The organism is Belliella kenyensis, from assembly GCF_022549675.1.
Lineage (GTDB): Bacteria > Bacteroidota > Bacteroidia > Cytophagales > Cyclobacteriaceae > Belliella > Belliella kenyensis.
On sequence record NZ_JAKZGR010000009.1, the window covers coordinates 109,731 to 135,784 of the forward strand.

General features: G+C 38.9%; 34 protein-coding genes and 4 tRNA genes. All 38 read left to right on the forward strand.

Going from position 1 to position 26,054, the window contains the following annotated elements; genetic code table 11:
* The first annotated feature begins 110 nt into the window (after nt 1-110).
* The 38 genes from MM214_RS10985 (at nt 111) to rplO (ending at nt 26,053) form a co-directional block, all read left to right on the forward strand.
* Nucleotides 111-193, forward strand: a tRNA-Tyr gene (locus MM214_RS10985).
* A 64-nt stretch (nt 194-257) separates the two neighbouring features.
* Nucleotides 258-330: transfer RNA gene (locus tag MM214_RS10990), tRNA-Gly, on the forward strand.
* 36 nt (nt 331-366) lie between these two features.
* Nucleotides 367-438, forward strand: a tRNA-Thr gene (locus MM214_RS10995).
* Between the two features lie 61 nt (nt 439-499).
* Nucleotides 500-1,687: an elongation factor Tu gene (gene tuf, locus MM214_RS11000; RefSeq protein ID WP_241295403.1), complete on the forward strand. Its 1,188-nt coding sequence runs from the start codon at nt 500-502 to the stop codon at nt 1,685-1,687.
* A 113-nt stretch (nt 1,688-1,800) separates the two neighbouring features.
* Nucleotides 1,801-1,871 (forward strand) — tRNA-Trp (locus MM214_RS11005).
* An 18-nt stretch (nt 1,872-1,889) separates the two neighbouring features.
* Nucleotides 1,890-2,078 (forward strand): preprotein translocase subunit SecE, encoded by a 189-nt coding sequence (gene secE, locus MM214_RS11010; RefSeq protein WP_241295405.1) that lies wholly within the window; start codon nt 1,890-1,892, stop codon nt 2,076-2,078.
* Nucleotides 2,079-2,095: 17 nt separating this feature from the next.
* A complete protein-coding gene (gene nusG / locus MM214_RS11015; RefSeq protein WP_241295407.1) occupies nt 2,096-2,653 on the forward strand; it encodes a transcription termination/antitermination protein NusG in 558 nt (185 codons plus the stop codon).
* A gap of 3 nt (nt 2,654-2,656) precedes the next feature.
* Complete coding sequence (gene rplK / locus MM214_RS11020) at nt 2,657-3,100, forward strand: 50S ribosomal protein L11 (RefSeq protein WP_241295409.1); 444 nt, start codon at nt 2,657-2,659, stop codon at nt 3,098-3,100.
* A 10-nt stretch (nt 3,101-3,110) separates the two neighbouring features.
* The gene (rplA, locus tag MM214_RS11025; protein ID WP_241295410.1) at nt 3,111-3,809 is read left to right on the forward strand and encodes a 50S ribosomal protein L1; all 699 of its coding nucleotides are present in this window, start codon (nt 3,111-3,113) and stop codon (nt 3,807-3,809) included.
* A 2-nt stretch (nt 3,810-3,811) separates the two neighbouring features.
* Entirely contained in the window at nt 3,812-4,348 is a 537-nt protein-coding gene (rplJ, locus tag MM214_RS11030) for a 50S ribosomal protein L10 (RefSeq protein WP_241295411.1), read from the forward strand.
* A 51-nt stretch (nt 4,349-4,399) separates the two neighbouring features.
* Nucleotides 4,400-4,780 (forward strand): 50S ribosomal protein L7/L12, encoded by a 381-nt coding sequence (gene rplL / locus MM214_RS11035; protein WP_241295412.1) that lies wholly within the window; start codon nt 4,400-4,402, stop codon nt 4,778-4,780.
* Nucleotides 4,781-4,934: 154 nt separating this feature from the next.
* A complete protein-coding gene (gene rpoB, locus MM214_RS11040) occupies nt 4,935-8,810 on the forward strand; it encodes a DNA-directed RNA polymerase subunit beta (protein WP_241295413.1) in 3,876 nt (1,291 codons plus the stop codon).
* A gap of 47 nt (nt 8,811-8,857) precedes the next feature.
* Complete coding sequence (gene rpoC / locus MM214_RS11045; protein ID WP_241295414.1) at nt 8,858-13,162, forward strand: DNA-directed RNA polymerase subunit beta'; 4,305 nt, start codon at nt 8,858-8,860, stop codon at nt 13,160-13,162.
* 63 nt (nt 13,163-13,225) lie between these two features.
* Nucleotides 13,226-13,549 (forward strand): DUF3467 domain-containing protein, encoded by a 324-nt coding sequence (locus tag MM214_RS11050; protein WP_241295415.1) that lies wholly within the window; start codon nt 13,226-13,228, stop codon nt 13,547-13,549.
* A 100-nt stretch (nt 13,550-13,649) separates the two neighbouring features.
* Nucleotides 13,650-14,033, forward strand: coding sequence for a 30S ribosomal protein S12 (rpsL, locus tag MM214_RS11055; RefSeq protein WP_241295418.1), 384 nt, complete (start codon nt 13,650-13,652; stop codon nt 14,031-14,033).
* Between the two features lie 22 nt (nt 14,034-14,055).
* The gene (rpsG, locus tag MM214_RS11060) at nt 14,056-14,523 is read left to right on the forward strand and encodes a 30S ribosomal protein S7 (protein ID WP_241295420.1); all 468 of its coding nucleotides are present in this window, start codon (nt 14,056-14,058) and stop codon (nt 14,521-14,523) included.
* A gap of 5 nt (nt 14,524-14,528) precedes the next feature.
* Nucleotides 14,529-16,652: an elongation factor G gene (gene fusA / locus MM214_RS11065; RefSeq protein WP_241295422.1), complete on the forward strand. Its 2,124-nt coding sequence runs from the start codon at nt 14,529-14,531 to the stop codon at nt 16,650-16,652.
* Nucleotides 16,653-16,665: 13 nt separating this feature from the next.
* Nucleotides 16,666-16,971, forward strand: a complete 306-nt coding sequence (gene rpsJ / locus MM214_RS11070; RefSeq protein ID WP_009183381.1) for a 30S ribosomal protein S10 — start codon at nt 16,666-16,668, stop codon at nt 16,969-16,971.
* Nucleotides 16,972-17,223: 252 nt separating this feature from the next.
* A complete protein-coding gene (gene rplC, locus MM214_RS11075) occupies nt 17,224-17,856 on the forward strand; it encodes a 50S ribosomal protein L3 (protein ID WP_089240535.1) in 633 nt (210 codons plus the stop codon).
* 4 nt (nt 17,857-17,860) lie between these two features.
* Nucleotides 17,861-18,490 (forward strand): 50S ribosomal protein L4, encoded by a 630-nt coding sequence (gene rplD, locus MM214_RS11080; protein ID WP_241295424.1) that lies wholly within the window; start codon nt 17,861-17,863, stop codon nt 18,488-18,490.
* Between the two features lie 4 nt (nt 18,491-18,494).
* Entirely contained in the window at nt 18,495-18,782 is a 288-nt protein-coding gene (gene rplW / locus MM214_RS11085; RefSeq protein ID WP_241295426.1) for a 50S ribosomal protein L23, read from the forward strand.
* Between the two features lie 13 nt (nt 18,783-18,795).
* Nucleotides 18,796-19,620, forward strand: a complete 825-nt coding sequence (gene rplB, locus MM214_RS11090) for a 50S ribosomal protein L2 (protein ID WP_241295429.1) — start codon at nt 18,796-18,798, stop codon at nt 19,618-19,620.
* Between the two features lie 2 nt (nt 19,621-19,622).
* Nucleotides 19,623-19,901: a 30S ribosomal protein S19 gene (gene rpsS, locus MM214_RS11095; RefSeq protein ID WP_106566639.1), complete on the forward strand. Its 279-nt coding sequence runs from the start codon at nt 19,623-19,625 to the stop codon at nt 19,899-19,901.
* A 2-nt stretch (nt 19,902-19,903) separates the two neighbouring features.
* The gene (rplV, locus tag MM214_RS11100; RefSeq protein WP_241295432.1) at nt 19,904-20,293 is read left to right on the forward strand and encodes a 50S ribosomal protein L22; all 390 of its coding nucleotides are present in this window, start codon (nt 19,904-19,906) and stop codon (nt 20,291-20,293) included.
* Between the two features lie 9 nt (nt 20,294-20,302).
* A complete protein-coding gene (gene rpsC / locus MM214_RS11105; protein WP_241295435.1) occupies nt 20,303-21,034 on the forward strand; it encodes a 30S ribosomal protein S3 in 732 nt (243 codons plus the stop codon).
* 23 nt (nt 21,035-21,057) lie between these two features.
* A complete protein-coding gene (gene rplP, locus MM214_RS11110) occupies nt 21,058-21,477 on the forward strand; it encodes a 50S ribosomal protein L16 (protein ID WP_241295440.1) in 420 nt (139 codons plus the stop codon).
* A gap of 8 nt (nt 21,478-21,485) precedes the next feature.
* Nucleotides 21,486-21,680: a 50S ribosomal protein L29 gene (rpmC, locus tag MM214_RS11115; RefSeq protein WP_241295442.1), complete on the forward strand. Its 195-nt coding sequence runs from the start codon at nt 21,486-21,488 to the stop codon at nt 21,678-21,680.
* An 8-nt stretch (nt 21,681-21,688) separates the two neighbouring features.
* Entirely contained in the window at nt 21,689-21,952 is a 264-nt protein-coding gene (gene rpsQ / locus MM214_RS11120; RefSeq protein ID WP_241295443.1) for a 30S ribosomal protein S17, read from the forward strand.
* 1 nt (nt 21,953) lies between these two features.
* Entirely contained in the window at nt 21,954-22,322 is a 369-nt protein-coding gene (rplN, locus tag MM214_RS11125; protein ID WP_076501217.1) for a 50S ribosomal protein L14, read from the forward strand.
* A 2-nt stretch (nt 22,323-22,324) separates the two neighbouring features.
* Nucleotides 22,325-22,669, forward strand: coding sequence for a 50S ribosomal protein L24 (gene rplX, locus MM214_RS11130; protein WP_241295444.1), 345 nt, complete (start codon nt 22,325-22,327; stop codon nt 22,667-22,669).
* The gene (gene rplE, locus MM214_RS11135; RefSeq protein ID WP_241295445.1) at nt 22,662-23,222 is read left to right on the forward strand and encodes a 50S ribosomal protein L5; all 561 of its coding nucleotides are present in this window, start codon (nt 22,662-22,664) and stop codon (nt 23,220-23,222) included. The genes rplX and rplE overlap by 8 nt, the downstream gene beginning before the upstream one ends.
* Nucleotides 23,223-23,224: 2 nt before the next feature.
* Nucleotides 23,225-23,494 (forward strand): 30S ribosomal protein S14, encoded by a 270-nt coding sequence (rpsN, locus tag MM214_RS11140; RefSeq protein WP_076501213.1) that lies wholly within the window; start codon nt 23,225-23,227, stop codon nt 23,492-23,494.
* A gap of 83 nt (nt 23,495-23,577) precedes the next feature.
* Nucleotides 23,578-23,973, forward strand: a complete 396-nt coding sequence (gene rpsH / locus MM214_RS11145) for a 30S ribosomal protein S8 (protein ID WP_241295447.1) — start codon at nt 23,578-23,580, stop codon at nt 23,971-23,973.
* 9 nt (nt 23,974-23,982) lie between these two features.
* The gene (rplF, locus tag MM214_RS11150) at nt 23,983-24,540 is read left to right on the forward strand and encodes a 50S ribosomal protein L6 (RefSeq protein ID WP_241295449.1); all 558 of its coding nucleotides are present in this window, start codon (nt 23,983-23,985) and stop codon (nt 24,538-24,540) included.
* Nucleotides 24,541-24,545: 5 nt separating this feature from the next.
* Nucleotides 24,546-24,893 carry a 50S ribosomal protein L18 gene (gene rplR, locus MM214_RS11155; RefSeq protein ID WP_262916624.1) on the forward strand — a complete coding sequence of 116 codons (348 nt, stop codon included), beginning with the start codon at nt 24,546-24,548 and terminating at the stop codon, nt 24,891-24,893.
* Nucleotides 24,894-24,901: 8 nt separating this feature from the next.
* Nucleotides 24,902-25,420, forward strand: a complete 519-nt coding sequence (gene rpsE, locus MM214_RS11160) for a 30S ribosomal protein S5 (RefSeq protein WP_241295451.1) — start codon at nt 24,902-24,904, stop codon at nt 25,418-25,420.
* A gap of 4 nt (nt 25,421-25,424) precedes the next feature.
* The gene (gene rpmD, locus MM214_RS11165) at nt 25,425-25,604 is read left to right on the forward strand and encodes a 50S ribosomal protein L30 (protein ID WP_241295453.1); all 180 of its coding nucleotides are present in this window, start codon (nt 25,425-25,427) and stop codon (nt 25,602-25,604) included.
* Nucleotides 25,605-25,606: 2 nt separating this feature from the next.
* Nucleotides 25,607-26,053: a 50S ribosomal protein L15 gene (gene rplO / locus MM214_RS11170; RefSeq protein WP_241295455.1), complete on the forward strand. Its 447-nt coding sequence runs from the start codon at nt 25,607-25,609 to the stop codon at nt 26,051-26,053.
* Nucleotide 26,054 lies beyond the last annotated feature (1 nt).

The following is a 26,054-nucleotide window of genomic DNA, read 5'->3' on the forward strand; positions in this document are numbered from 1 at the left end:
ATATTTTTTTTGACAGAATTTTGAATGTTTCAGAAAAGGGTATAATTTTGCCATCCGTTAAGAGAACGAAAAAGTCGAAAAGACTTAGATCTTATTGGAATATATCAGTTGGGGGAATACCAAAGCGGCCAACTGGGACGGACTGTAAATCCGTTGACTTATGTCTTCACAGGTTCGAATCCTGTTTCCCCCACATTGCGTTTTTGTCAAAAAAAAATATTACTTTTGCAATCACGTATTTGAGAATAGTATTAAAAGCGGGAGTAGCTCAGTTGGTAGAGCGGCAGCCTTCCAAGCTGCAGGTCGCGGGTTCGAGCCTCGTCTCCCGCTCTATGCTTTTATAGGCAAACGTAATTAATGTCAACAGCCGACGTAGCTCAGGGGTAGAGTACTTCCTTGGTAAGGAAGGGGTCACGGGTTCAAATCCCGTCGTTGGCTCAGAAACATTGAAGAATTTAATTAAAATTATATCTTTAACTAAAACAGAGGATTTTCACGCATGGCAAAAGCAACCTTTGACCGTTCCAAACCGCACGTTAACATCGGTACGATTGGTCACGTAGACCATGGAAAGACAACTTTGACTGCTGCCATTACTACAGTATTGGCCAAAAAAGGTCTTTCTGAATTAAGAGATTTCTCTTCTATCGACAACGCTCCAGAAGAAAAAGAAAGAGGTATCACTATCAACACATCTCACGTTGAGTATCAAACAGAAGCTAGACACTATGCTCACGTTGACTGTCCAGGTCACGCTGACTATGTGAAAAACATGGTTACTGGTGCTGCTCAAATGGATGGAGCTATTCTTGTAGTAGCTGCAACAGATGGTCCAATGCCTCAAACTAGAGAGCACATCCTTCTTGCTCGTCAGGTAGGTGTTCCGGCTCTTGTAGTATTCTTGAACAAAGTGGACATGGTAGATGACCCTGAACTTCTTGAGCTAGTAGAAATGGAAGTAAGAGAATTGCTTTCTTTCTATGAATTCGATGGCGACAATATTCCTGTAATTTCAGGATCTGCACTTGGTGGACTTAACGGTGAAGCTAAGTGGGAAGATAAAATCATGGAATTGATGGATGCTGTGGATAACCATATCCCACTTCCTGAGCGTCTTATTGACAAAGATTTCTTGATGCCTGTAGAAGATGTATTCTCGATCACTGGTCGTGGTACTGTAGCTACTGGTAGAATTGAAAGAGGTGTAATCAACTCTGGTGATCCAGTTGATATCATTGGTATGGGTGCTCAAGGCCTCAAGTCTACTGTGACTGGTGTTGAGATGTTCCGTAAGATCCTTGACAGAGGTGAAGCTGGTGATAACGTAGGTCTATTGCTAAGAGGTATTGAAAAATCTCAAATCAAGAGAGGTATGATCATCTGTAAGCCAGGTTCAGTGAAGCCACACGCTCACTTCAAAGCTGAGGTTTACGTTCTTTCTAAAGAAGAAGGTGGTCGTCATACTCCATTCTTTAACAAATACCGTCCTCAGTTCTACTTAAGAACTACAGACGTGACAGGTGAGATCAAACTTCCTGAAAATGTTGAGATGGTTATGCCAGGTGATAACGTTACGATTGAAGTTAATTTATTGAATGCTGTTGCTCTTGAAAAAGGTCTAAGATTCGCTATCCGTGAGGGTGGTAGGACTGTAGGAGCTGGTCAGGTAACTGAAATTCTAGACTAATTACATCGTAATTAAAATATTTTCAAATGCGATCTTGAAATTTTTCGGGGTCGCATTTGTTTCTTAATGCGCAATTTGCTACTTTTGCGTTCCCTTTTAAAGGCAAATAATATACGGGCATAGTTCAATGGCAGAATAGCGGTCTCCAAAACCGTTGATGGGAGTTCGAATCTCTCTGCCCGTGCAACATTAAAGTAAAACCATGAATATCAAAAGCTTTGTCATTGAATCCATTGATGAAATGAAAAATAAGGTCACTTGGCCTGCTTATTCATTTTTGCAAAACAGTGCAGTTTTGGTCATTGTAGCCTCATTAATCTTCGCTTTATTAATAGGAGCTATAGATTTAGGTTTCGAAAATTTGATGACCTGGTTTTACGATTTATTTTAATTGAATAGAAATTACTGATGGCTGAACATAAGTGGTATGTGCTTAGAGTGGTAGCAGGACAGGAGAAGAAAACCAAATCATATTTGGATAATGAGATTCTCCGTCAAAAGCTTGAGGAATTTATTCCTGAGGTTTTGATACCTTCTGAGAAAGTTTACGAGATGCGTAATGGCAAGAAAAGAGTAAGGGAAAGAAATTTCTTCCCTGGCTACGTTTTGGTGCATGCAGATCTGACCCACGGTGAAGCTAATCACGTAATCACAAGCATTCCGGGTGTTATCGGTTTCTTAGGATCAAACCAAGGGGGGGCTTCCAAAACCCCTGAGCCATTACGACAATCAGAAGTTAACAGGATCTTAGGTCGTGTTGAGGAGATTGATGAGTTTGCAGAGAAGCTTGATACTCCATTTATAGTGGGAGAGACCATAAAGGTAATGGATGGTCCTTTCAGTGGATTCTCGGGAACAATAGAGGAAGTATTTGAAGATAAGAAGAAATTGAATGTTATGGTCAAAATCTTCGGACGAAATACTCCTGTTGAATTAAACTTTATACAAGTAGAAAAACAAGACTAGGAAATGGCTAAGGAAATCACTGGTTATGTGAAATTACAGGTGAAAGGTGGCCAGGCAAATCCATCGCCTCCAGTAGGTCCAGCCCTTGGATCAAAGGGTCTGAACATTATGGAGTTCTGTAAGCAATTCAATGCTAGAACCCAAGATAAAATGGGTGCAGTATTGCCTGTTTTGATTACTGTTTATTCTGATAAGTCTTTTGACTTTGTTGTAAAAACTCCTCCTGCGGCTAATATGCTTATCGAGGCAGCAAAAATCAAAGGCGGTTCTTCAGAGCCAAACAGGAAAAAAGTAGGTTCTGTTACTTGGGATCAAGTAAAAGAAATCGCTGAGGTTAAAATGCCTGACTTAAATGCTTTTAAAGTTGAATCTGCTATGAAAATGATTGCAGGTACAGCAAGAAGTATGGGTATCACAGTATCTGGAAAAGCCCCTTGGGAGGAATAAAATAAAAACTATGGCTAAGTTAACAAAAAAGCAAAAAGAAGCTCTTTCTAAGTACGACCCAAGCCAACAGTACTCTCTGGAGGAGGCTTCTTCAATTGTGAAGCAAATCACCAACACCAAATTTGATGCTTCTGTAGATATCGACGTTCGTTTGGGCGTAGATCCTAGAAAAGCAGATCAAATGGTAAGAGGAGTAGTCGCACTTCCTCACGGCACAGGTAAAGATGTTAAGGTATTAGTACTATGTACTCCTGACAAAGAAGCTGAAGCCAAAGAAGCAGGTGCTGATTATGTTGGATTAGACGACTATATAGCTAAAATTGAAGGTGGATGGACTGATGTCGATGTGATCATCACCATGCCTAACGTTATGGCTAAAGTAGGTAGATTAGGTAGGGTTTTGGGACCAAGAGGCTTGATGCCTAACCCAAAATCTGGTACAGTTACCCTAGAAGTAGGAAAAGCTGTAAAAGAAGTGAAAGCAGGTAAAATTGATTTCAAAGTAGATAAGTTTGGAATCATTCATGCGGGTATAGGTAAAGCATCTTTTACCCCAGAACAAATTCAGGAGAATGCAAAAGAGCTTATTGCTACTATCTCTAAATTGAAGCCAGCTTCTTCTAAAGGAACTTATTTCAGAAGTATACATTTGTCTAGCACAATGTCTCCTGGAATTATTGTAGATAAAGGTAGTATTCAAGGAATTTAATCATGACTAGAGACGAGAAAAAAGTAATAATCGAAGGTCTTACCGAGAAATTCAAAGAAACCCCGTATTTCTACATTACTGATGCAGGTGGCTTCGATGTAGCTCAAGTAAATGCTTTCAGAAGAGTATGTTTCGAAAAAGGTGTTGAATATAAAGTATATAAGAATACTCTTATTGCTAAAGCTCTCGAGAATCTTGAGGGTGATTATACAAAGTTTTCGGAAGAAGCTCTAAAAGGATTCTCAGGTATTGTTTTCTCCAAAGAAGTTGGAAACCTTCCTGCGAAATTAATCCTTGATTTCAGAAAAAAATTAGGTAAGAAGGAAACTAGACCAGTTTTCAAAGGTGCTTATATAGATTCAGATGTCTTCATCGGTGAGAAAAATCTCGAGATGTTGTCCACATTGAAGTCTAAAAATGAACTTTTGGGAGATGTTATCGGTCTTCTTCAATCTCCAGCAAAAAATCTTATTTCTGCCCTTCAGTATGGTCAGAATACTATCGCTGGTGTGGTTAAAACCCTTTCTGAAAAAGAATAATCTTAATTTATCAAATCAATTAGTAAACACAACAATTTAAATATTAATACAATGGCAGATCTTAAACAACTTGCTGATCAGTTGGTAAACTTGACTGTAAAAGAAGTAAAAGAATTGGCTGATATTTTGAAAGAGGATTATGGTATCGAGCCTGCTGCTGCTGGTGCTGTAATGGTAGCTGGTGGTGCTGCTGGAGACGGTGGAGCTGCTGAAGAAGAAAAAACTTCTTTCGATGTAATCCTTAAGGCCGCTGGTGGTCAAAAATTAGCTGTAGTTAAGCTTGTAAAAGAATTGACTGGTCTTGGCTTGAAAGAAGCTAAGGAACTAGTTGATAGTGCTCCTAAAGCTGTAAAAGAAGGAATCGCTAAAGACGAAGCTGAAGCTTTGAAAAAGTCTCTTGAAGAGGCTGGAGCTGAAGTTGAGATCAAGTAATTTGACTTTCTTTGCCAAATAGGTGAAGAAAACAGATTTAGACCTGACTTAATAGTCAGGTCTTTTCCTGTTTGTGCACAGGTAAACAATTGCACTATTTCAAGCGAAAATTGTCGCATTCGGTTATTAATTATCACTATAAATATATACTGCCTTGGCTATCCAGAATCAACCCGAAAGGAAAAGTTTCTCATCTATTAAGGTAGTCAAAGACTATCCGGATTTCTTAGATATCCAATTACAATCCTTCAAAGACTTTTTCCAGCTTGATACTCCAGCTGAAAGAAGGAGACAGGATGGTCTTTTCAAAGTGTTCTCTGAGAACTTCCCGATAAGTGACTCAAGAGAAAACTTCACTCTTGAATTTATTGACTATGCTGTAGATCCTCCTAAATACAACATTGAAGAGTGTATTGATAGAGGTCTTACTTATTCTGTCCCACTCAAAGCCAAATTAAGACTTTTGTGCTCTGATGAAGACAATGAAGATTTTGAAACAATAGAGCAGGAAGTATTCCTTGGAAATCTTCCTTATATGACTGAAAAGGGCTCATTTGTGATCAATGGAGCAGAGAGAGTTATAGTATCTCAACTCCACAGGTCTCCTGGTGTTTTCTTTGCTCAAAGTAAGCATACTAATGGTACCAAATTGTATTCTGCCAGAATTATTCCTTTCAAAGGTAGCTGGATAGAATTTGCTACTGACATCAATAATGTGATGTACGCTTATATTGATAGAAAAAAGAAGTTTCCCGTTACTACACTTCTTAGAGCAATAGGCTTTGGTTCTGATAAAGAAATCTTAGATCTTTTTGGACTTTCTGAGGAAGTAGCAGCTACAAAAGTAGCCTTGAAAAAGGTTTCGGGACGAAAACTTGCCGCTCGGGTATTGAGAACTTGGGTAGAGGATTTTGTGGATGAGGATACAGGTGAAGTTGTATCTATTGATAGAAATGAAGTTTTGCTTGAAAGAGATTCTATTCTTACTGATGAAGATATTGAAATGATTCTTGATTCTGGTGCAAAATCAATCATTCTCCATAGAGAAGATGTCAACGTAGCAGATTATTCTATTATATATAATACGCTTCAGAAAGACAATTCCAATTCAGAGAAAGAGGCTGTAGAAGTTATTTACCGTCAATTGAGAAATACTGAAGCTCCTGATGAGGCTACGGCTAGGGAAGTTATTCATGGACTTTTCTTCTCTGATAAAAGATATGACCTAGGTGAAGTTGGTAGATACCGAATCAACAAAAAACTTGGGTTGAATATCGATGCTGACAAAATCGTGTTGACTACTGAAGATATTATCAATATTGTGAAGTATTTAATCGGTTTGATCAACTCTAAAGCTGTAGTAGATGATATAGATCACCTTTCTAATAGAAGGGTAAGAACTGTTGGTGAGCAGCTTTATAGTCAATTTGGAGTTGGTCTTGCTAGAATGGCAAGAACCATCCGTGAAAGAATGAACGTAAGAGACAATGAAGATTTCAAACCAGTTGATCTAATCAACGCTAGAACCTTATCTTCAGTAATCAACTCTTTCTTTGGAACCAATCAGTTGTCTCAGTTTATGGATCAAACCAATCCACTTGCTGAACTTACTCACAAGAGAAGACTTTCTGCCCTCGGTCCAGGCGGTCTATCTAGAGAGAGAGCTGGTTTCGAGGTACGTGATGTTCACTATACGCATTATGGTCGTCTTTGTACTATTGAAACTCCAGAAGGTCCAAACATTGGATTGATCTCATCACTTTGTGTTCACGCAAAAGTGAATTCTATGGGATTCCTTGAAACTCCTTACAGAAAAGTAAAAGAGGGTAAAGTAGCCATGGATACAGAGGATATTGTTTTCTTGACTGCAGAAGAAGAGGACGATAACAATATTGCACAAGCAAATGCCCCATTAGATGAAGAAGGAAACTTTATTAATGATAGAGTGAAAGCAAGATTTGAAGGTGATTTCCCTGTACTTGATCCAAAAGAGATTAGTTATATGGATGTAGCACCTAACCAAATCGTATCTGTAGCTGCATCCTTGATTCCTTTCCTTGAGCATGATGATGCTAACAGAGCCTTGATGGGATCTAACATGCAGCGTCAAGCAGTTCCATTGTTGAAAGCGGAGTCTCCAATAGTTGGGACTGGTTTGGAAGCAAAAGCTGCCATTGATTCTAGAGCTTTGATTATAGCTGAGACAGATGGTGTAGTAGACTATGTAGATGCTACCAAGATTACAATTAAGTACGATTTGACTGAAGATGACTTGTTGGTTAACTTTAGCGATGAGTATAAGACATATAACCTGGTGAAGTTCAGAAGAACTAACCAAGACACTACAATCAACCTCACACCTTTGGTTCTTAAAGGACAAAAAGTGAAGAAGGGCCAAGTTTTAGTAGAAGGTTATGCTACTAATAATGGTGAGTTAGCTTTGGGTAAAAACCTTAGAGTTGCTTACATGCCTTGGCAAGGATATAACTTTGAGGATGCTATTGTTATCTCTGAGAGAGTGGCACGAGAAGATATCTTTACTTCAATTCACATTGAAGAATTCCAGCTTGAAGTTCGTGATACCAAGAGAGGTGAGGAAGAATTGACATCTGAGATCCCTAACGTTTCTGAAGAGGCTGTAAAAAATCTGGATGAAAATGGTATCATCAGGGTTGGAGCTGAACTTAAGGAAGGTGATATTATTATAGGTAAAATCACACCAAAAGGTGAAACTGATCCAACACCAGAAGAAAAGCTTCTTAGAGCAATCTTTGGTGACAAGGCAGGTGATGTAAAAGATGCTTCATTGAAAGCTTCACCTTCATTGAATGGAGTAGTTATCGAAACCAAACTCTTCTCAAGACCGAAAAAGGATAAGGATCTAAGAGCAAAAGCAAAATCAGAAGTTGAAAAATTGAAAGCTAAATATTCTAAGGATCTCCTTGGAATCAGAGCTAAAATGATCAACAAGTTGATTACACTTTTGGATGGTAAGACTTCTCAAGGTGTCAAGCATAAATTTGGTGATGAAATTATCAGCAAAGGAGTGAAATTCAATGCTAAGAATATTGAGCAGAATTTATTCCCTAGCAAAAACCCTTACAGGGACGAATCCAACTATAATGTTCAAGAAGAAGCAAACCTTATCTCTGACATTATATTAGATGATTGGACAGATGATGCTCATACCAATAAGTTGATACAGTATTTGGTTAAAAACTATATCAATGCAAGAAATGAAATCTCTGGTATCTTCAAGCGCGATAAGTTCACTCTTGAGGTAGGAGATGAGCTTCCAGCAGGTATAGTTCAACTTGCTAAAGTATATGTAGCCAAAAAGCGTAAGCTTAAAGTTGGGGATAAAATGGCAGGTAGACACGGTAACAAAGGTATCGTGGCAAGGATCGTAAGAGAGGAAGACATGCCTTTCTTAGAGGATGGAACCCCAATGGATATCGTATTGAACCCACTTGGTGTACCTTCTAGGATGAACATCGGACAGATCTTCGAAACTGTACTGGCTTGGGCAGGTCACAAAATGGGTAAGAAATATGCTACACCAATCTTTGATGGTGCTACCATGGAAGAAGTGGCTGAAGAACTTGAAAAGGCAGGGTTACCAGCATATGGTAGAACTTACCTTTACGATGGTCTTACAGGTAAGAAATTTGATCAGCCTGTTACTGTGGGTATAGCTTACATGTTGAAGTTAGGTCACTTAGTAGATGATAAGATGCACGCAAGATCTATTGGTCCATACTCCTTGATTACGCAGCAGCCACTTGGAGGTAAAGCTCAATTTGGTGGTCAGAGATTCGGTGAGATGGAAGTTTGGGCGTTAGAGGCATTCGGTGCTTCTCACGTTCTTCAAGAAATCCTAACAGTGAAGTCTGATGATGTAGTAGGTAGAGCAAAAGCTTACGAAGCTATCGTAAAAGGGGAAAATCTTCCTAAGCCAAACATTCCAGAATCATTCAATGTTTTGGTGCATGAGCTTAGAGGTTTGGCTTTAGAAATTACCTTAGACTAATAGAAAAAATACGGGCCGCAAGGCCCTTAACATACTCTTCAAATATTATGGCGTTCAGAAAAAACAAAAAACTAAACAACGACTTTTCCAGAGTCACTATTAGTTTGGCTTCTCCAGAGTCAATCCTGGATAGCTCTCATGGTGAAGTGACGCAACCTGAAACAATCAACTACAGAACCTATAAGCCTGAAATGGGTGGATTATTCTGTGAGAGAATCTTCGGGCCTGTCAAAGACTGGGAGTGTCATTGTGGTAAATACAAGCGCATAAGATATAAAGGTATCATTTGTGACAGATGTGGTGTTGAAGTGACTGAGAAAAAAGTGCGAAGAGAAAGAATGGGCCACATTGAATTGGTCGTTCCTGTAGCACACATTTGGTACTTCAAATCCCTTCCAAACAAAATAGGATACTTGTTGGGTTTACCAACGAAGAAGCTGGATCAAATTGTTTATTATGAGCGATACGCTGTCGTTCAAGCTGGTGTGAAGGCCGAAGAAGGTATTCAGTACCTAGACTTTTTGACAGAAGATGAGTATTTGGATATCATGGACAAGCTTCCAAAAGAAAACCAAATGCTTGATGATGACGATCCTAGCAAATTCATAGCAAAAATGGGTGCTGAGGCAATTGAAATGTTATTAGCAAGACTTGATCTTGATGACCTTTCTTACAGCTTAAGACACCAAGCTGCCACAGATACTTCTCAGCAGAGAAAAGCTGAGGCACTTAAAAGGCTAAAAGTAGTAGAAGCATTTAGAGATGCAAGAACAAGAATCGAAAATCGTCCTGAATGGATGGTAGTAAGAATGGTTCCTGTAATTCCACCTGAATTGAGACCTTTGGTTCCTTTGGATGGTGGTAGATTTGCTACCTCAGATTTGAATGATCTTTATAGAAGGGTGATCATCAGAAACAACCGTCTGAAGAGATTAATTGATATAAAAGCACCAGAAGTAATCTTGAGAAATGAGAAGCGAATGTTACAGGAAGCTGTAGATTCCCTTTTTGACAACTCAAGAAAAGTGAATGCTGTAAGATCTGATGGTAACAGAGCACTTAAGTCTCTTTCCGACATGCTGAAAGGTAAGCAGGGTAGATTCCGTCAAAACCTACTAGGTAAGAGGGTAGATTACTCTGGACGTTCGGTTATTGTCGTTGGACCTGAGTTGAAGCTTCATGAATGCGGATTGCCAAAGAATATGGCAGCAGAACTTTTCAAGCCTTTTATTATCAGAAAGCTGATTGAAAGAGGTATTGTTAAAACTGTAAAATCTGCTAAAAAAATTGTAGATAGAAAAGATCCAGTTGTTTGGGATATTTTGGAAAATGTGCTTAAAGGACACCCAGTGTTGCTTAACCGTGCTCCTACACTTCACAGATTGGGTATTCAAGCGTTTCAGCCAAAATTGATTGAAGGAAAAGCCATTCAGTTGCATCCATTGGTTTGTACAGCATTCAACGCTGACTTTGATGGTGACCAGATGGCGGTTCACGTTCCACTTGGTCATGAAGCGATCTTGGAAGCTTCTACTTTGATGCTTTCTTCACACAATATCCTAAACCCTGCAAATGGGGCACCTATCACTGTTCCATCTCAAGATATGGTTTTGGGACTTTACTATGTGACCAAAGGTAAAAAATCAACCCCTGAAGAGCCAGTTCTTGGTGAGGGTCTGACCTTCTACGGCGAGGAAGAAGTTATCATTGCATTGAATGAAGGTAGAATTTCACAACATGCGCTTATCAAATGTAAAGTCACAGTAAGAGAAGGCAATGATCTTGTTGAGAAAGTTATCGATACAGTAGCAGGTAGATTGATTTTCAATCAATATGTTCCTGAAGAGGTTGGTTATGTGAATGAGTTGCTTACCAAGAAAAAACTTCAGCAGATCATTGCAGAAGTTGTTAAAATCTGTGGTATAGCCAGAACAGCTCAATTCTTAGATGATATCAAGCACTTAGGATTCCAAATGGCCTACTCAGGTGGATTGTCAATGGGCCTTAATGATGTCATCATCCCTGATGAAAAAGATCCTTTGATCAATAAAGCTAAAGAAGAAGTAGATCAAGTTTGGAATAATTACTTGATGGGTCTTATAACAGACAATGAAAGGTACAACCAAGTAATTGATATCTGGACTAGAACCAACTCAAATTTGACCAACATTTTGATGCGTCAAATGGAGGAAGATAAGCAAGGGTTCAATGCAATCTACATGATGATGCACTCAGGAGCTAGAGGTTCTAGAGAGCAGATACGTCAGCTGGGTGGTATGAGAGGATTGATGGCCAAGCCACAGAAAAACCTTCAAGGTTCTGTAGGTGAGATTATCGAAAATCCAATCTTGTCCAACTTTAAAGAAGGCTTGGATGTATTGGAGTACTTTATCTCTACTCACGGTGCTCGAAAAGGTCTTGCAGATACTGCCTTGAAAACTGCCGATGCGGGTTACTTGACTAGAAGACTCGTAGATGTAGCCCAAGATATGATTATATCGGAAGAGGACTGTGGAACGCTTAGAGGTCTAATCGTTCAGCCATTAAGAGATAACGATGAGATTGTGGAACCTCTTTCTGAAAGAATTGTGGGTAGAGTTTCTGTTCATGATGTAGTGGATCCTATTACTGAAGAACTATTAGTAAGCTCTGGTGAAACAATTTCTGATGATATTGCTAGAAGAATAGATGAGTCTGCTATTGACGAAGTTGAAATCAGGTCAGTATTGACATGTGAAACGCGTCGTGGTGTATGTGCCAAATGTTATGGTAGAAACTTGACCACTGGTAATTTGGTTCAGAATGGTGAGTCAGTAGGTGTTATCGCTGCTCAGTCAATCGGTGAGCCTGGTACACAGCTTACGCTAAGAACTTTCCACGTTGGGGGTACTGCATCAAACATTTCCGTTGAAGCAAGCATCAATGCCAAATTTGATGGTGTTGTTGAGTTTGAGGAAGAATTAAGATGGATTGAGACTACCAATAAAGATGGTGAGCCAGTATCAATTGTGATGGGAAGATCTGGAGAAATCAAGATCAATGATTCAAAAGGTAAGTTGTTGGTTTCCAATCACGTGCCTTATGGAGCTGTTTTGAATGTGAAGGATGGTCAAAAGATTGCAAAAGGTGATTCTCTTTGTACTTGGGATCCATACAATGCTGTAATTTTATCTGAATTTGATGGTGAAATCGAATTTGAAGCAATCATTGAAGGTATTACTTTCAAAGAAGTAGCTGATGATCAGACAGGATACAGAGAGAAGGTTATCATCGATACTAAAGATAAGACTAAAAACCCTGCTGTAGTTGTAAACTACGGAGAGGAAAGCAAAGCATACAACATTCCAGTAGGAGCTCACTTGGCAGTAGAAGCGGGCGACAAAGTTCGTGCAGGTCAAATCCTTGTAAAAATCCCAAGATCTGTAGGTAAGACTAGAGATATTACCGGAGGTCTACCAAGAGTTACGGAATTGTTTGAAGCAAGAAACCCTTCAAATCCAGCAGTTGTATCTGAAATTGATGGAGTAGTAACTTATGGTGGTATTAAGAGAGGTAACAGAGAAATCTTCATTGAATCTAAAGATGGGGTAAAAAAGAGATACATGGTATCCCTTTCTAAGCACATTCTTGTTCAAGAAAATGACTTTATTAGAGCAGGTGAACCATTATCAGATGGTGCTATCACGCCAAATGACATATTGTCAATCAAAGGCCCAACGGCAGTACAAGAATATCTGGTAAATGAAATTCAAGAGGTTTACAGACTTCAGGGTGTGAAGATCAATGACAAACACATTGAAGTAATCGTGAGTCAAATGATGCAGAAAGTAGAAATACTAGATGCAGGAGATACTGGATTCTTACAAGGACAGATTGTAGACAAATGGGCTTTCAGAGAAGAAAATGACAATATTCTTGACAAGAAAGTAGTCATGGATGCAGGCGAGTCTAGTACTTTGAAAGCTGGTATGATCATTACAGCAAGAAGACTAAGAGATGAGAACTCAAGCTTGAAGCGTAAAGACTTGAAATTAGTACAAGTGAGAGATGCAGAGACTGCTGTATCACGACCAACCCTTCAAGGAATCACAGCTGCATCCCTAGGGACTGAAAGCTTTATCTCAGCAGCATCATTCCAAGAGACTACAAAAGTCTTGAGTGAGGCAGCAATCAGAGGTAAACGTGATGAGCTACTTGGGCTGAAAGAAAATGTTATCGTTGGACATCTTATTCCAGCTGGTACTGGTCAGAGAGCATTCAATGATATCATAGTAGGTTCACTTGATGAATACGAAAGGCTATCTGGAGAAAAAGAAAAAGTGAGTTCAAAGTCTAGAGAACTAGCTAGATAATGTATTAGAAAATCATTTTACTAAAAGGCCTGTTTGATACAGGCCTTTTTTAATCAAAAAATTATGGATCAAAATAACAACAACCCACAGGAACAGCAAATCAATGTAGAACTTTCTGAAGATATAGCAGAAGGGACATATGCCAATTTGGCCATGATTGCACATTCACATTCTGAGTTTGTAATTGATTTCATCAGAATGATGCCAGGAGTACCAAAAGCCAAAGTGAAATCTCGAATTATTATGACACCAGATCATGCAAAGAGACTACTTGCAGCTTTGAAAGATAATATTAACAAGTACGAAAGTACGTTTGGAAAAATTCAAGGAGGAGGCGAGGGCGTATCATTCCCCTTGAATTTTGGAGGTACAGCTGGTGAGGCTTGACAAAAATATAACATCTTAATTTTGTTTGTTTTACCTATTTGTTTACCTTTGCAGTCCAAAATTCATAAGTTTAAAGGAACAAAATAAATTTTATCAATTAATGCCTACTATACAACAGTTAGTAAGAAAAGGTAGAGTTACCCTTGAGACTAAGTCCAAGTCTAGAGCTTTGGATGCTTGTCCTCAAAGAAGAGGGGTTTGTACCAGGGTGTACACTACCACGCCTAAGAAGCCAAACTCAGCGATGAGAAAAGTGGCTAGGGTAAGATTGACGAACGGAAAAGAGGTGAATGCCTACATTCCAGGTGAAGGTCACAATTTGCAAGAGCACTCTATCGTATTGATCAGAGGAGGTCGTGTGAAAGATCTACCAGGTGTAAGATATCACATCATCCGAGGTGCACTAGATACAGCAGGAGTAAAAGACCGTAAGCAAGGTCGTTCCAAGTATGGTGCTAAGCGTCCAAAGGATGCTAAAAAATAAGACATTATAACATTTAGAAAAAATGAGAAAAGCGAAACCAAAAAAGAGATATATTCTTCCTGATCCGAAGTTTAATGATACTTTGGTGACAAAGTTTGTAAACTGTCTAATGGTGGATGGTAAGAAGAGTATTGCTTACAAGATTTTCTACGATGCAGTCGAGAAAGTTGAAGAAAAAGTAGGTGAGAACGGTCTTGAGGTTTGGAAAAAAGCGCTTAACAATATAACTCCAGCTGTAGAAGTGAAGAGTCGTAGAGTTGGTGGTGCTACTTTCCAGGTCCCAATGGAAGTTAGACCTGAAAGAAAGTTGTCCCTAGGAATCAAGTGGATGATCACTTATGCCAGAAGAAGGGGTGAGAAAACTATGATGGATAGACTTGCAGGTGAAATCATCTCCGCGTCAAAAGGAGAAGGTGCGGCTGTCAAGAAGAAAGACGATACACATAGAATGGCTGAAGCTAATAAAGCATTCTCACACTTTAGATTTTAATTGAAATGGCAACAAGAGACTTAAAATATACAAGAAACATCGGTATTGCTGCGCACATTGATGCTGGTAAGACTACCACAACGGAACGTATCCTTTTTTATTCTGGTGTCAGCCACAAAATCGGTGAAGTTCACGACGGTGCAGCTACCATGGACTGGATGGCTCAAGAGCAGGAGAGAGGTATTACTATTACTTCTGCTGCTACCACTGTTTTTTGGAATTACAGAGACAATAAGTACCAAATCAATATCATCGACACTCCAGGTCACGTTGACTTTACAGTTGAAGTAAACCGTTCCCTTAGAATTTTGGATGGGTTGGTGTTCCTTTTCAGTGCTGTAGATGGTGTAGAGCCGCAGTCTGAAACCAACTGGAGATTAGCTGATAATTATAAAGTTGCTCGTATCGGATTCGTCAACAAGATGGATCGTTCAGGAGCTAACTTCCTCGATGTTTGTAAGCAAGTGAAAGAGATGCTTGGAAGCCATGCGGTTCCTTTGCAGCTTCCTATCGGTGCTGAAGATAAATTTAGAGGGGTTGTTGATTTGATCAACAATAGAGCAATCGTGTGGAATGAGGATGATTTCGGAATGACTTTCGAAGAAGTTCCAATTCCTGAAGATATGCTTGATGAAGTGGCAGAATACAGAGAATATTTACTGGAATCTGTTGCTGAATTTGACGAATCTTTGATGGAAAAATTCTTCGAAGATTCCAATTCAATTACTGAAGCAGAAATTCTTAGTGCGCTTAGACAAGCTACCATTGCTATGAAAGTGGTTCCTATGGTTTGTGGATCATCTTTCAAAAACAAAGGTGTTCAAACAATGCTTGATTTAGTAATGGAATTATTACCTTCTCCTCTAGATAAGGATGATATCATTGGTCATTCGTTAGAAGATGAAGAAAAAGAAATCAAAATTGCTCCAGATGAAAACGAGCCGTTTACTGGACTTGCTTTCAAAATCGCAACTGATCCATTCGTGGGTAGGTTGTGCTTTGTAAGAGCATACTCAGGTGTTCTAGAATCTGGATCTTACGTATTCAATAGCCGTTCTGGTAACAAAGAACGTATATCTAGGGTCTTCCAAATGCATGCTAATAAGCAAAATCAAATTCCTAGATTGGTAGCTGGTGATATTGGAGCTGTTGTAGGTTTCAAAGACATCAAAACAGGTGATACGCTTTGTGATGAAAAGCGTAAGGTTGTTCTTGAGTCAATGATTTTCCCAGAACCAGTTATCGGATATGCTATTGAGCCTAAAACTCAAGCGGATGCGGATAAACTAGGTATGGCGATTGCTAAATTGGTAGAAGAAGATCCTACTCTAGTAGTAAATACTGATCATGAAACTGGTCAGACGATTCTTAGAGGTATGGGTGAGCTTCACCTCGATATTATCATTGATAGATTAAAGAGAGAATTCAAGGTTGAGATCAACCAAGGAGCTCCTCAAGTTGCTTACAAAGAAGCTTTGTTCTCTAATGTGGAGCATAAAGAAGTATATAAAAAGCAGTCTGGTGGTAAAGGTAAATTCGCTGACATTGTATTTGAATTAGGTCCAAAGGATCCAGATCCAGAGACAAATGAAATCAAGCCAGGACTTGACTTTGTGAATGGTATCGTAGGTGGTGTTATTCCTAAAGAATTCATCCCTGCTATCCAGAAAGGATTCGCAGAGGCGATGAAAAATGGTCCATTGGCAGGTTACCCTGTTGAGGCTATGAAAGTAAGATTATTCCATGGTTCATTCCACGATGTCGATTCTGATGCATTGTCATTTGAATTGGCAGCACGAATTGGTTTCAAAGAAGCTGCAAGAAAGGCTAAGCCTCAGTTACTTGAGCCAATCATGGCTGTAGACGTAGTTACTCCTGATGAGTATACTGGTCCAATTACGGGTGATTTGAATAGAAGGAGAGGTTTGATGAAAGGTATGGATACAAAAGGATCCTCCACTGTAGTTAAAGCTAGCGTTCCTCTATCAGAATTGTTCGGTTACGTTACGGATTTGAGAACAATCACTTCCGGTAGAGCAACCGCTTCACTTACCTTCTCACATTATGAGCCTGTACCAAACAATATCGCTGAGGCGGTTATTGCGAAAGTAAAAGGTGAAAAAGCCTAAATTCTAATTGAAAATGAATCAGAAAATCAGAATAAAATTAAAATCATACGATCATAGCCTGGTGGATAAGTCATCAGAGAAAATCGTTAAAGCTGTAAAAGCTACAGGTGCAATCGTAGTTGGACCGATTCCTTTGCCTACTAAGAAGGAAAAGTTTACTGTATTGAAATCACCACACGTGAATAAGAAAGCTAGAGATCAATATCAACTTTGTACATACAAAAGATTGGTAGATATCTACAGCAACAGCTCAAAGACTGTTGATGCTTTGATGAAAATCGAACTTCCTAGTGGAGTTGATGTTGAAATCAAAGTCTGACGGATAAGAGATCAAAGTTTTGGAACCCTCTCAATGTTTTGGGAGGGTTTTTTATGTATTTAAAGCAGTATAGCTATATACATAGTTGATATTATTGAATAAGTTTCTGGAATTTACCAAATTTTTTTTCGTAAATAATTGAAAATATTAAAGTTGGAGTTTGTAAGGTGGAATTTAATTTCTAACTTTGCAGTCCTTAAAAAGGGCACAAGTGCGTAAGACCTTGTGTATAATTATATTATATATCAGAAGATGTCTGGAATAATAGGTAAAAAAGTAGGAATGACTAGCATTTTTAGTGCCGATGGACGTAATGTCGCATGCACGCTAATAGAAGCTGGTCCTTGCGTAGTGACGCAAGTAAAAAATGTTGAAACAGACGGGTACAACGCTGTTCAATTGGCATATGGTGAGCGTAAGGAGAAAAACACTCCAAAGCCACTTATCGGGCATTTCAAAAAAGCCGGTACTACGCCAAAGCAGAAAGTTGTTGAATTCAGGGACTTTAGGGTCGAATTCGAAGGTCAGGTTGATCTTGGAAAAACTGTAGAAGCCGGTCAAGTATTCGTAGAAGGTGACTTCGTCGATGCTATTGGTACTTCCAAAGGAAAAGGTTTCCAAGGTGTAGTTAAGCGTCATGGTTTTGGTGGTGTGGGTGGTCAAACTCACGGTCAGCACAACAGACAGAGACACCCTGGTTCCATTGGTGCTTGTTCTTGGCCTTCAAGAGTATTCAAAGGCATGAGAATGGCAGGTAGAATGGGAGGAGATAGAGTAAAGGTGATCAACTTGAAAGTGTTGAAAATCTATCCAGAAAAGAACTTGCTTTTAGTAAGTGGATCTGTCCCTGGACCAAAAAATTCTTTCGTTATTCTAGAGAAGTAAGACAATGGAATTAGCAGTATTAAAACATAACGGCGAAGAGACAGGTAGAAACGTAACGCTTTCCGATGATATTTTTGGTATCGAACCAAATGATCACGCAATCTACCTTGATGTTAAACAGTTTTTGGCGAACCAAAGACAAGGAACACATAAGTCAAAAGAGAGAAATGAAATTGCTGGATCTACTAAGAAGATCAAAAAGCAAAAAGGCACTGGCGGAGCTAGAGCTGGTTCTATAAAATCTCCTGTGTTCAGAGGTGGGGGTAGAGTATTCGGTCCAAGACCAAGAAATTACTCTTTCAAATTGAACAAAAAATTGAAGCAAGTAGCGAGAAAATCAGCACTTTCTTATAAAGTTAAAGAGAATAGCCTAATGGTAGTTGAAAATGTATCTTTTGATGCACCAAAGACCAAGGATTATTTAGCTTTTTTAAGTGGACTTTCTTTGGTAGACAAGAAAACACTTCTTGTAGTACCTGCAAATGAGAAGAATGTATTCTTATCAAGCAGAAATCTACCAAAAGCTAAGGTTGTTTCAGTGAACGATGTAAACACTTACGAATTGCTTAATGCAGACAACTTGATGTTGTGCGAAGGTTCAGTAAGTATTTTGGAAAACTTATTATCGAAGTAAGACAATGGAGATACTAAAAAAACCTTTGATCACAGAAAAGATCTCAGCCATGAATGAAAGTGGTGTATATGGATTTGTAGTTGAAAAAACTGCAAAGAAGCCAGAGATCAAGAGAGCTGTTGAAAAAATGTACGGTGTAAAAGTAGTAGACGTAAGAACTATGCGCTATGCAGGTAAGTCTAAGACAAGATACACGAAGTCAAAAGTTGTAAGTGGATTCACCAATGCCTTCAAAAAAGCAATCGTAAAGGTGGCTGAAGGAGAGGTAATCGATTTTTACGGAGAAATTTAATTGAATCAAAATCATGGCAGTTAAAAAATTAAAGCCTGTAACTCCAGGAACCAGATTTAGAGTAGCACCGGCATTTGATGAGATTACAGCATCAAAGCCAGAAAAGTCTCTATTGGCTCCGTTGAAGAAATCAGGTGGTAGAAATAATGTAGGTAAAATGACCTCTCGATATATCGGAGGTGGCCATAAAAGAAGACTTAGAATCGTAGATTTTAAGAGGACTAAATTTGGAGTACCAGCGGTAGTGAAATCTATCGAGTATGATCCAAATAGAACTGCTCGTCTTGCATTACTTTATTATGTAGATGGAGCAAAAGCTTACATTATTGCCCCGGAAGGTTTGCAAGTAGGACAAACAGTGATTTCCGGTGAGAGTGTAGCTCCAGAAGTGGGCAACGCTATGCAATTGGTAAATATCCCTTTGGGTACTGTAGTACACAACATAGAGTTGAAGCCTGGTAAAGGTGGTGCTATGGCAAGAAGTGCTGGTGGATATGCTCAAGTAGTAGCTAGAGATGGTAAATACGTTACCGTAAAGCTTCCTTCAGGAGAAATGAGACTAGTTCTTGGTGTTTGTATGGCGACTATCGGTGTAGTTTCCAACGGGGATCACATGAACGTGGTATTAGGTAAGGCTGGTAGAAAGCGCTGGTTAGGAAGAAGACCTAGAACAAGAGGTGTAGCTATGAACCCTGTAGATCACCCTATGGGTGGTGGTGAAGGACGTTCATCAGGTGGACATCCAAGATCTAGAACAGGTTTGCTTGCGAAAGGTAAGAAAACTAGGTCTCCTAAAAAGTATTCAAATAAATTCATTATCAGTAAAAGATCTAAATAACTATGGCACGTTCATTAAAGAAAGGTCCTTATATAGAACATCACTTGGCCAAAAAAGTGGATGCTATGAACGAGTCCGGAAAAAAGTCAGTAATCAAGACCTGGTCAAGAAGGTCAATGATTTCCCCGGATTTCGTAGGTCATACCTTTGCTGTGCATAATGGAAATAAATTTATTCCTGTATTTGTAACAGACAATATGGTAGGCCATAAGTTGGGAGAATTTGCTCCAACAAGAAACTTTAGAGGTCACATTGCCAAAAAAGACAAAGGGAAGAGATAATCATGGAAGCAATAGCAAGATTAAATAACGTTCCTACTTCTACTCGCAAAATGAGATTGGTAGCTGACCTCGTGAGAGGTAAAAGGGTAGGACACGCACTAAGTATATTGAAGTTTACACCAAATCATGGTTCTATTAAATTAGAAAAACTTCTTCTTTCTGCAGTGGCTAACTGGCAGGCAAAGAATCCAGATGAAAAACTTGAAGAAGCTGATCTTTATATCAAAACTATTCAGGTAGATGGTGGTCGTATGTTGAAAAGACTAAGACCTGCACCTCAAGGAAGGGCACACAGAATTCGTAAAAGATCAAATCATGTGACTTTAGTAGTTGATGCTTTCAACTCAACTGTTACCGCTGATGAAGTAGAAACAAAAGAAAACTCTAATTAAGATTAGACTATGGGACAAAAAATAAACCCTATTGGTTTTAGACTTGGTGTAGTCAAAGGTTGGGATTCTAACTGGTATGGTGGAAAGGACTTTGCTGACAAATTATACGAAGATCAGCAAATCCGTAAGTACGTCAATGCAAGAATTCCAAAAGGTGGTATCTCTAAAGTTATCATTGAAAGAACTTTGAAAAGAATCACCCTTACTATCCATACTGCTAGACCAGGTGTAGTGATAGGAAAAGGTGGTGCTGAAGTTGATAAACTTAAAGAGGAGTTGAAAAAATTGACCAGCAAAGATGTTCAGATAAACATTTTTGAAATCAAACGTCCAGAATTGGATGCTAAATTGGTCGGTGAATCAATAGCTCAACAGCTACAAGCTCGTATCTCATTCAGAAGAGCTATGAAGCAATCTATCGCAGCAGCAATCAGAGTAGGTGCTGAAGGTATCAAAGTAAAGCTTTCTGGTCGTTTGGGTGGTGCTGAAATGGCAAGATCTGAAATGTATAAAGAAGGAAGAATTCCTTTGCATACATTGAGAGCTGATATTGACTATGCAATCTCTGAAGCCAATACCGTCTATGGTATCATAGGTATCAAAGTTTGGATATTCAAAGGAGAAGTTTATGGAAAGAGAGATCTTTCTCCAAACGTAGGAGCTGCAAACGAGCCAAAAGGTGGAAACACTAGAGGTAAGAGAAGAGAAGGCGGCCCAAAAAGAAGAAAGAGAAATAACTAATTTTCACCCCTAAGTGAGAAATCATGTTACAGCCAAAAAGAACTAAATATAGAAAAATGCACAAGGGCAGAGTCAAAGGCATTGCACAAAGAGGGCACACGCTTTCTTTTGGCAACTTTGGCATCAAATCCCTTGAAGCTGGATGGATAACCTCTCGTCAGATTGAAGCGGCTCGTATCGCAATGACAAGAGCAATGAAAAGAGAAGGTCAGGTTTGGATTAGGATATTCCCTGACAAACCTATCACTAAGAAACCTGCAGAGGTTCGTATGGGTAAAGGTAAAGGTGCGCCTGAATACTGGGTTGCAGTAATCAAGCCAGGAACAATCCTTTTTGAAGCAACAGGAGTGAGTGTTGAAGTAGCTAGAGAAGCTTTGAGACTTGCACAGCAAAAACTACCTGTAAGTACAAATTTCGTGGTACGTAGAGATTACGTAGGATAAGAAAAGCTATGAAAAATTCAGAAATCAAATCACTTTCTAAAAGTGAAATTATCGAGAAAATCGCCGCTGAGCAGACAAATTTAACAAAATTACGTTTTGCCCATGCTATTTCTCCGATCGAAAATCCTAATCAAATTAAAGAGGTGAAGCGTACAATCGCGAGATTGAAGACAGCTTTGACCGCATTACAATTAGCTAAATAAGAACAGAGATGGCTACTACTGAGAGAAATCTACGTAAAGAAAGAATAGGAAAGGTAGTCAGCAACAAAATGGATAAGTCCATTACAGTTGCCGTAGAGAGAAGGGTAAAGCACCCAATCTATGGTAAGTTTGTTGCCAAGACTACAAAGTTTATGGTTCATGACGAGAAAAATGAGTGCCAGCAAGGCGATCTTGTTAAGATAAGCGAAACTCGTCCGCTGAGTAAGAACAAGCGTTGGAGATTAGTAGAAATTATAGAAAAGGCTAAATAACATGATACAACAAGAATCCAGACTAAGCGTAGCGGATAATTCAGGTGCTAAAGAAGTGCTTGTAATCCGTGTATTGGGAGGAACCAAGAAAAGATATGCTTCTATTGGGGATAAAGTTGTAGTAACTGTTAAGTCCGCACTTTCTTCCAGCAACATGAAAAAAGGTACCGTTTCTAAAGCGGTTATCGTGAGAACGAAGAAAGAAATTAGAAGAAAAGACGGTTCATATATCCGATTTGAAGATAATGCAGCAGTCCTTCTCAACAACAATGACGAACCAAGAGGTAGCCGTATATTCGGTCCTGTTGCTAGAGAGTTGAGAGAGAAGCAGTTTATGAAGATTGTATCTTTAGCCCCAGAAGTATTGTAATCATGGAAAGAAAATTCAATAAACAACCCAAACTACACATCAAAACTGGTGATACTGTAAAGGTATTGACAGGTGATGATAAGGGTAAAACAGGCAAAGTGCTTTCTGTAAACCTTGAAAAAAGAAGAGCAATAGTAGAAGGAATTAATATCGTAACCAAACACGTGAAACCTACCGCTACTAATCCTCAAGGTGGAATTGAAAAGAAAGAAGCATCTTTACATGTAAGTAACCTTAAGCTTGTAGATCCAAAAACTGGCGATGCCACTAGGATCGGAAGGAAAAAAGGTGAAAATGGAAAATTAGTTAGATATTCTAAGAAAACTGGGGAGGTGATCAATGGCTAATCCTAGAATGAAAGATAAGTACCTATCTGAGGTAGCTCCTGAATTGAAGGAAAAATTTCAGTATAAATCAGTAATGCAAGTACCAAAACTTACTAAGATTGTTCTTAACAAAGGTATTGGTGCAGCAGTAGCTGACAAGAAATTGGTAGATCAAGGTGTTGAAGAACTATCTCTTATCACTGGTCAGAAAGCTGTAGCGACAAAGGCTAAAAATTCTATCTCTAACTTTAAGTTGAGAGAAGAAATGCCAATCGGAGCTAAAGTAACTTTGAGAGGTGACAAGATGTATGAATTCTTGGATAGATTGACAACTGTAGCTCTTCCTCGTGTAAGAGACTTCAAAGGTATTAGTGATAAAGGCTTCGATGGAAGAGGGAATTATACTTTAGGTGTAACTGAACAAATCATCTTTCCTGAAATCAGTATCGAAAAAGTAAACAGAATCTCTGGAATGGATATCACCTTCGTGACTACTGCACAGACAGATGAAGAAAGCTTTGCTTTGTTGAAAGCCTTCGGAATGCCTTTTATCAATAAAAATAATCAAGAATAATTATGGCAAGAGAATCATTAAAAGCTCGTGAGAGAAAAAGAGAACGTCTTGTAGCCAAGTATGCTAAGAAAAGAGCAGAATTGAAAGCTGCCGGTGATTACGAAGCCTTGGACAAACTGCCTAGAAACGCCTCTCCTGTAAGACTTCACAACAGATGTAAGTTGACAGGACGTCCAAAAGGTTACATGAGAAAATTTGGTATCAACAGGGTAACTTTCAGAGAAATGGCTTCTGCTGGAAAGATTCCTGGTGTGACTAAGTCAAGCTGGTAAAAATCGGACAAAAGTTTTTATTCTTAAAATCATTGTGTAACTTTGCACGCCCGTTAAGGGTGTGCAGTTAGACTTATATAAATATGACTGATCCAATAGCTGATTATTTGACCAGATTGAGAAATGCCATCAAGGCATCTCATAGAATCGTAGAGATTCCTGCTTCTAATATCAAAAAAGAATTGACAAAAGTTCTTTTTGATAAAGGATATATACAAAATTACAAGTTTGAAGAGAATGGTCCTCAAGGGACTATCAAAATTGCTTTGAAATATAATCCTGCAACTAAGCAGAATGCAATCGTAAGCCTTGCTCGAGTGAGTAAGCCAGGTCTAAGAAAATATGTTAAACATGACGAATTGCCTAGAGTTATAAACGGTCTAGGAATCGCCATTCTATCTACTTCCAAAGGAGTAATGTCTGATAAAGAGGCACGTACTGAAGGAATAGGTGGAGAAGTACTTTGTTACGTTTATTAATTAACCGTTATGTCTAGAATAGGTAAAAAACCAATAAATCTACCAGCGGGTGTTACTGTAGACGTGTCAGCACACAATACTGTCACTGTTAAAGGTCCCAAAGGTACGCTAACTCAGGATGTGAATCCCGATATTACCGTTGCGGTTGAAGATAATCAAATTGTTGTTGCAAGACCTACAGAGTCTAAGAGACACAAGTCTCTTCACGGCCTTTATAGATCTTTGTTGAATAATATGGTTATCGGTGTCTCTGAAGGATACAAGAAAGACTTGGAATTGGTCGGTGTAGGTTACAAAGCCTCCAATCAAGGTCAAGTACTTGAGTTATCTTTAGGGTATTCGCACAGCATCTTTTTTGCACTTCCAGATTCAATTGCATTGAAGACGGAGACTCCTAAGGGTAAAAACCCAATAGTTTCTTTAGAAGGAATTGATAAAGAACTTATAGGACAAATAGCTGCAAAGATTAAGTCTCTACGTAAAGTGGAACCTTACAAAGGAAAAGGTGTTCGTTTCGTAGGTGAAATTGTAAGACGTAAAGCTGGTAAAACTGCTGGTAAAAAATAATTAAGATGGCTTTTAATAAGAATTCAAGAAGACTTAGAATCAAGAAAAGTATCCGTAGAAAGATCTCCGGAACTGATTCTAGACCTCGTTTGTCAGTATTTAAAAGCAATACTGGTATATACGCTCAATTGGTAGATGACCTTAAGGGTCATACACTTGCTCAAGCCTCTTCTAAAGAACTTGGTGCCAAAAATTCAACAATCTCTGTTTCTAAAGAGGTAGGTATGAAGTTAGCGGAAAGAGCTGTTGCTAAAGGTGTATCTGCTGTTGTTTTTGACAGAAGCGGTTACATTTATCATGGTAATGTTAAAGCTCTTGCTGACGGTGCAAGGGAAGGCGGCCTTAAATTTTAATAGATATTATGTCTCAAGTTAAAAGAAAACCCATAAGGGCAACAGATACGGAACTGAAAGAAAAAGTTGTTGCTATCAACCGTGTTGCTAAAGTAGTTAAAGGTGGTAGAAGATTTTCTTTCTCTGCAATCGTAGTGGTTGGAGATGGTAATGGTGTAGTAGGTTATGGTCTTGGTAAAGCCAACGAGGTGACTGATGCTATTACTAAGGGAATTGAGGATGCTAAGAAAAACCTAGTAAGGGTACCTGTTCTAAAAGGAACTATCCCTCATGAGCAGTTAGGTAAATTTGGTGGCGGATTTGTTTTGATCAAGCCTGCTGCTGCTGGTACTGGTGTAATTGCAGGTGGTGCAATGCGTGCTGTCCTTGAGAGTGCTGGTGTTACTGATGTACTTGCTAAATCTAAAGGATCTTCTAATCCTCACAACGTTGTAAAGGCTACAATTGATGCCTTGGTTCAATTGAGAGATGCTATCGCTGTATCCCAGCAAAGAAGTGTTAAAATGTCTAAAGTTTTTAACGGTTAAGAAGATGGCAAAAGTTAAAGTAACGCAAGTAAGAAGCACAATCAAAAGACCGAAAGATCAAAAGGCTACTATCGTAGCTTTAGGTCTTGGCAAGATCAACAAATCTGTTGAAGTAGAAAATACTCCACAGATTGCTGGTATGGTAAGAAAAGTAAGTCACCTTGTAAAAGTGGAGGAAGCTTAATTATGAAATTACATACATTAAAACCTGCTGAAGGTTCTGTAAAAAACAGGAAAAGAATAGGTCGTGGTACTGGTTCTGGTAGAGGTGGTACTTCTACGAGAGGACATAAAGGTGCCAAATCTAGATCTGGATATAAAAGTAAACTAGGATTTGAAGGTGGTCAAATGCCTCTTCAAAGAAGAGTTCCTAAATTCGGTTTCAAAAGTCTTAATAGAATTGAGTGCAAGCCTATCAATTTGGATGCTTTGCAAGAATTAGCTTCAAAAATTAATTCTGATGCAATAACATTTGATGTTTTGGTAGAGAATGGACTAGTTTCTCAAAAAGATGTTGTAAAAGTCCTAGGTAGAGGCGAACTTACAGCGAAATTGAATGTAAGTGCTCACTATTTCTCTGCTTCCGCTGTTGAAGCTATTGAAAAGGTAGGCGGAACAGTTAACAAGATTTAAT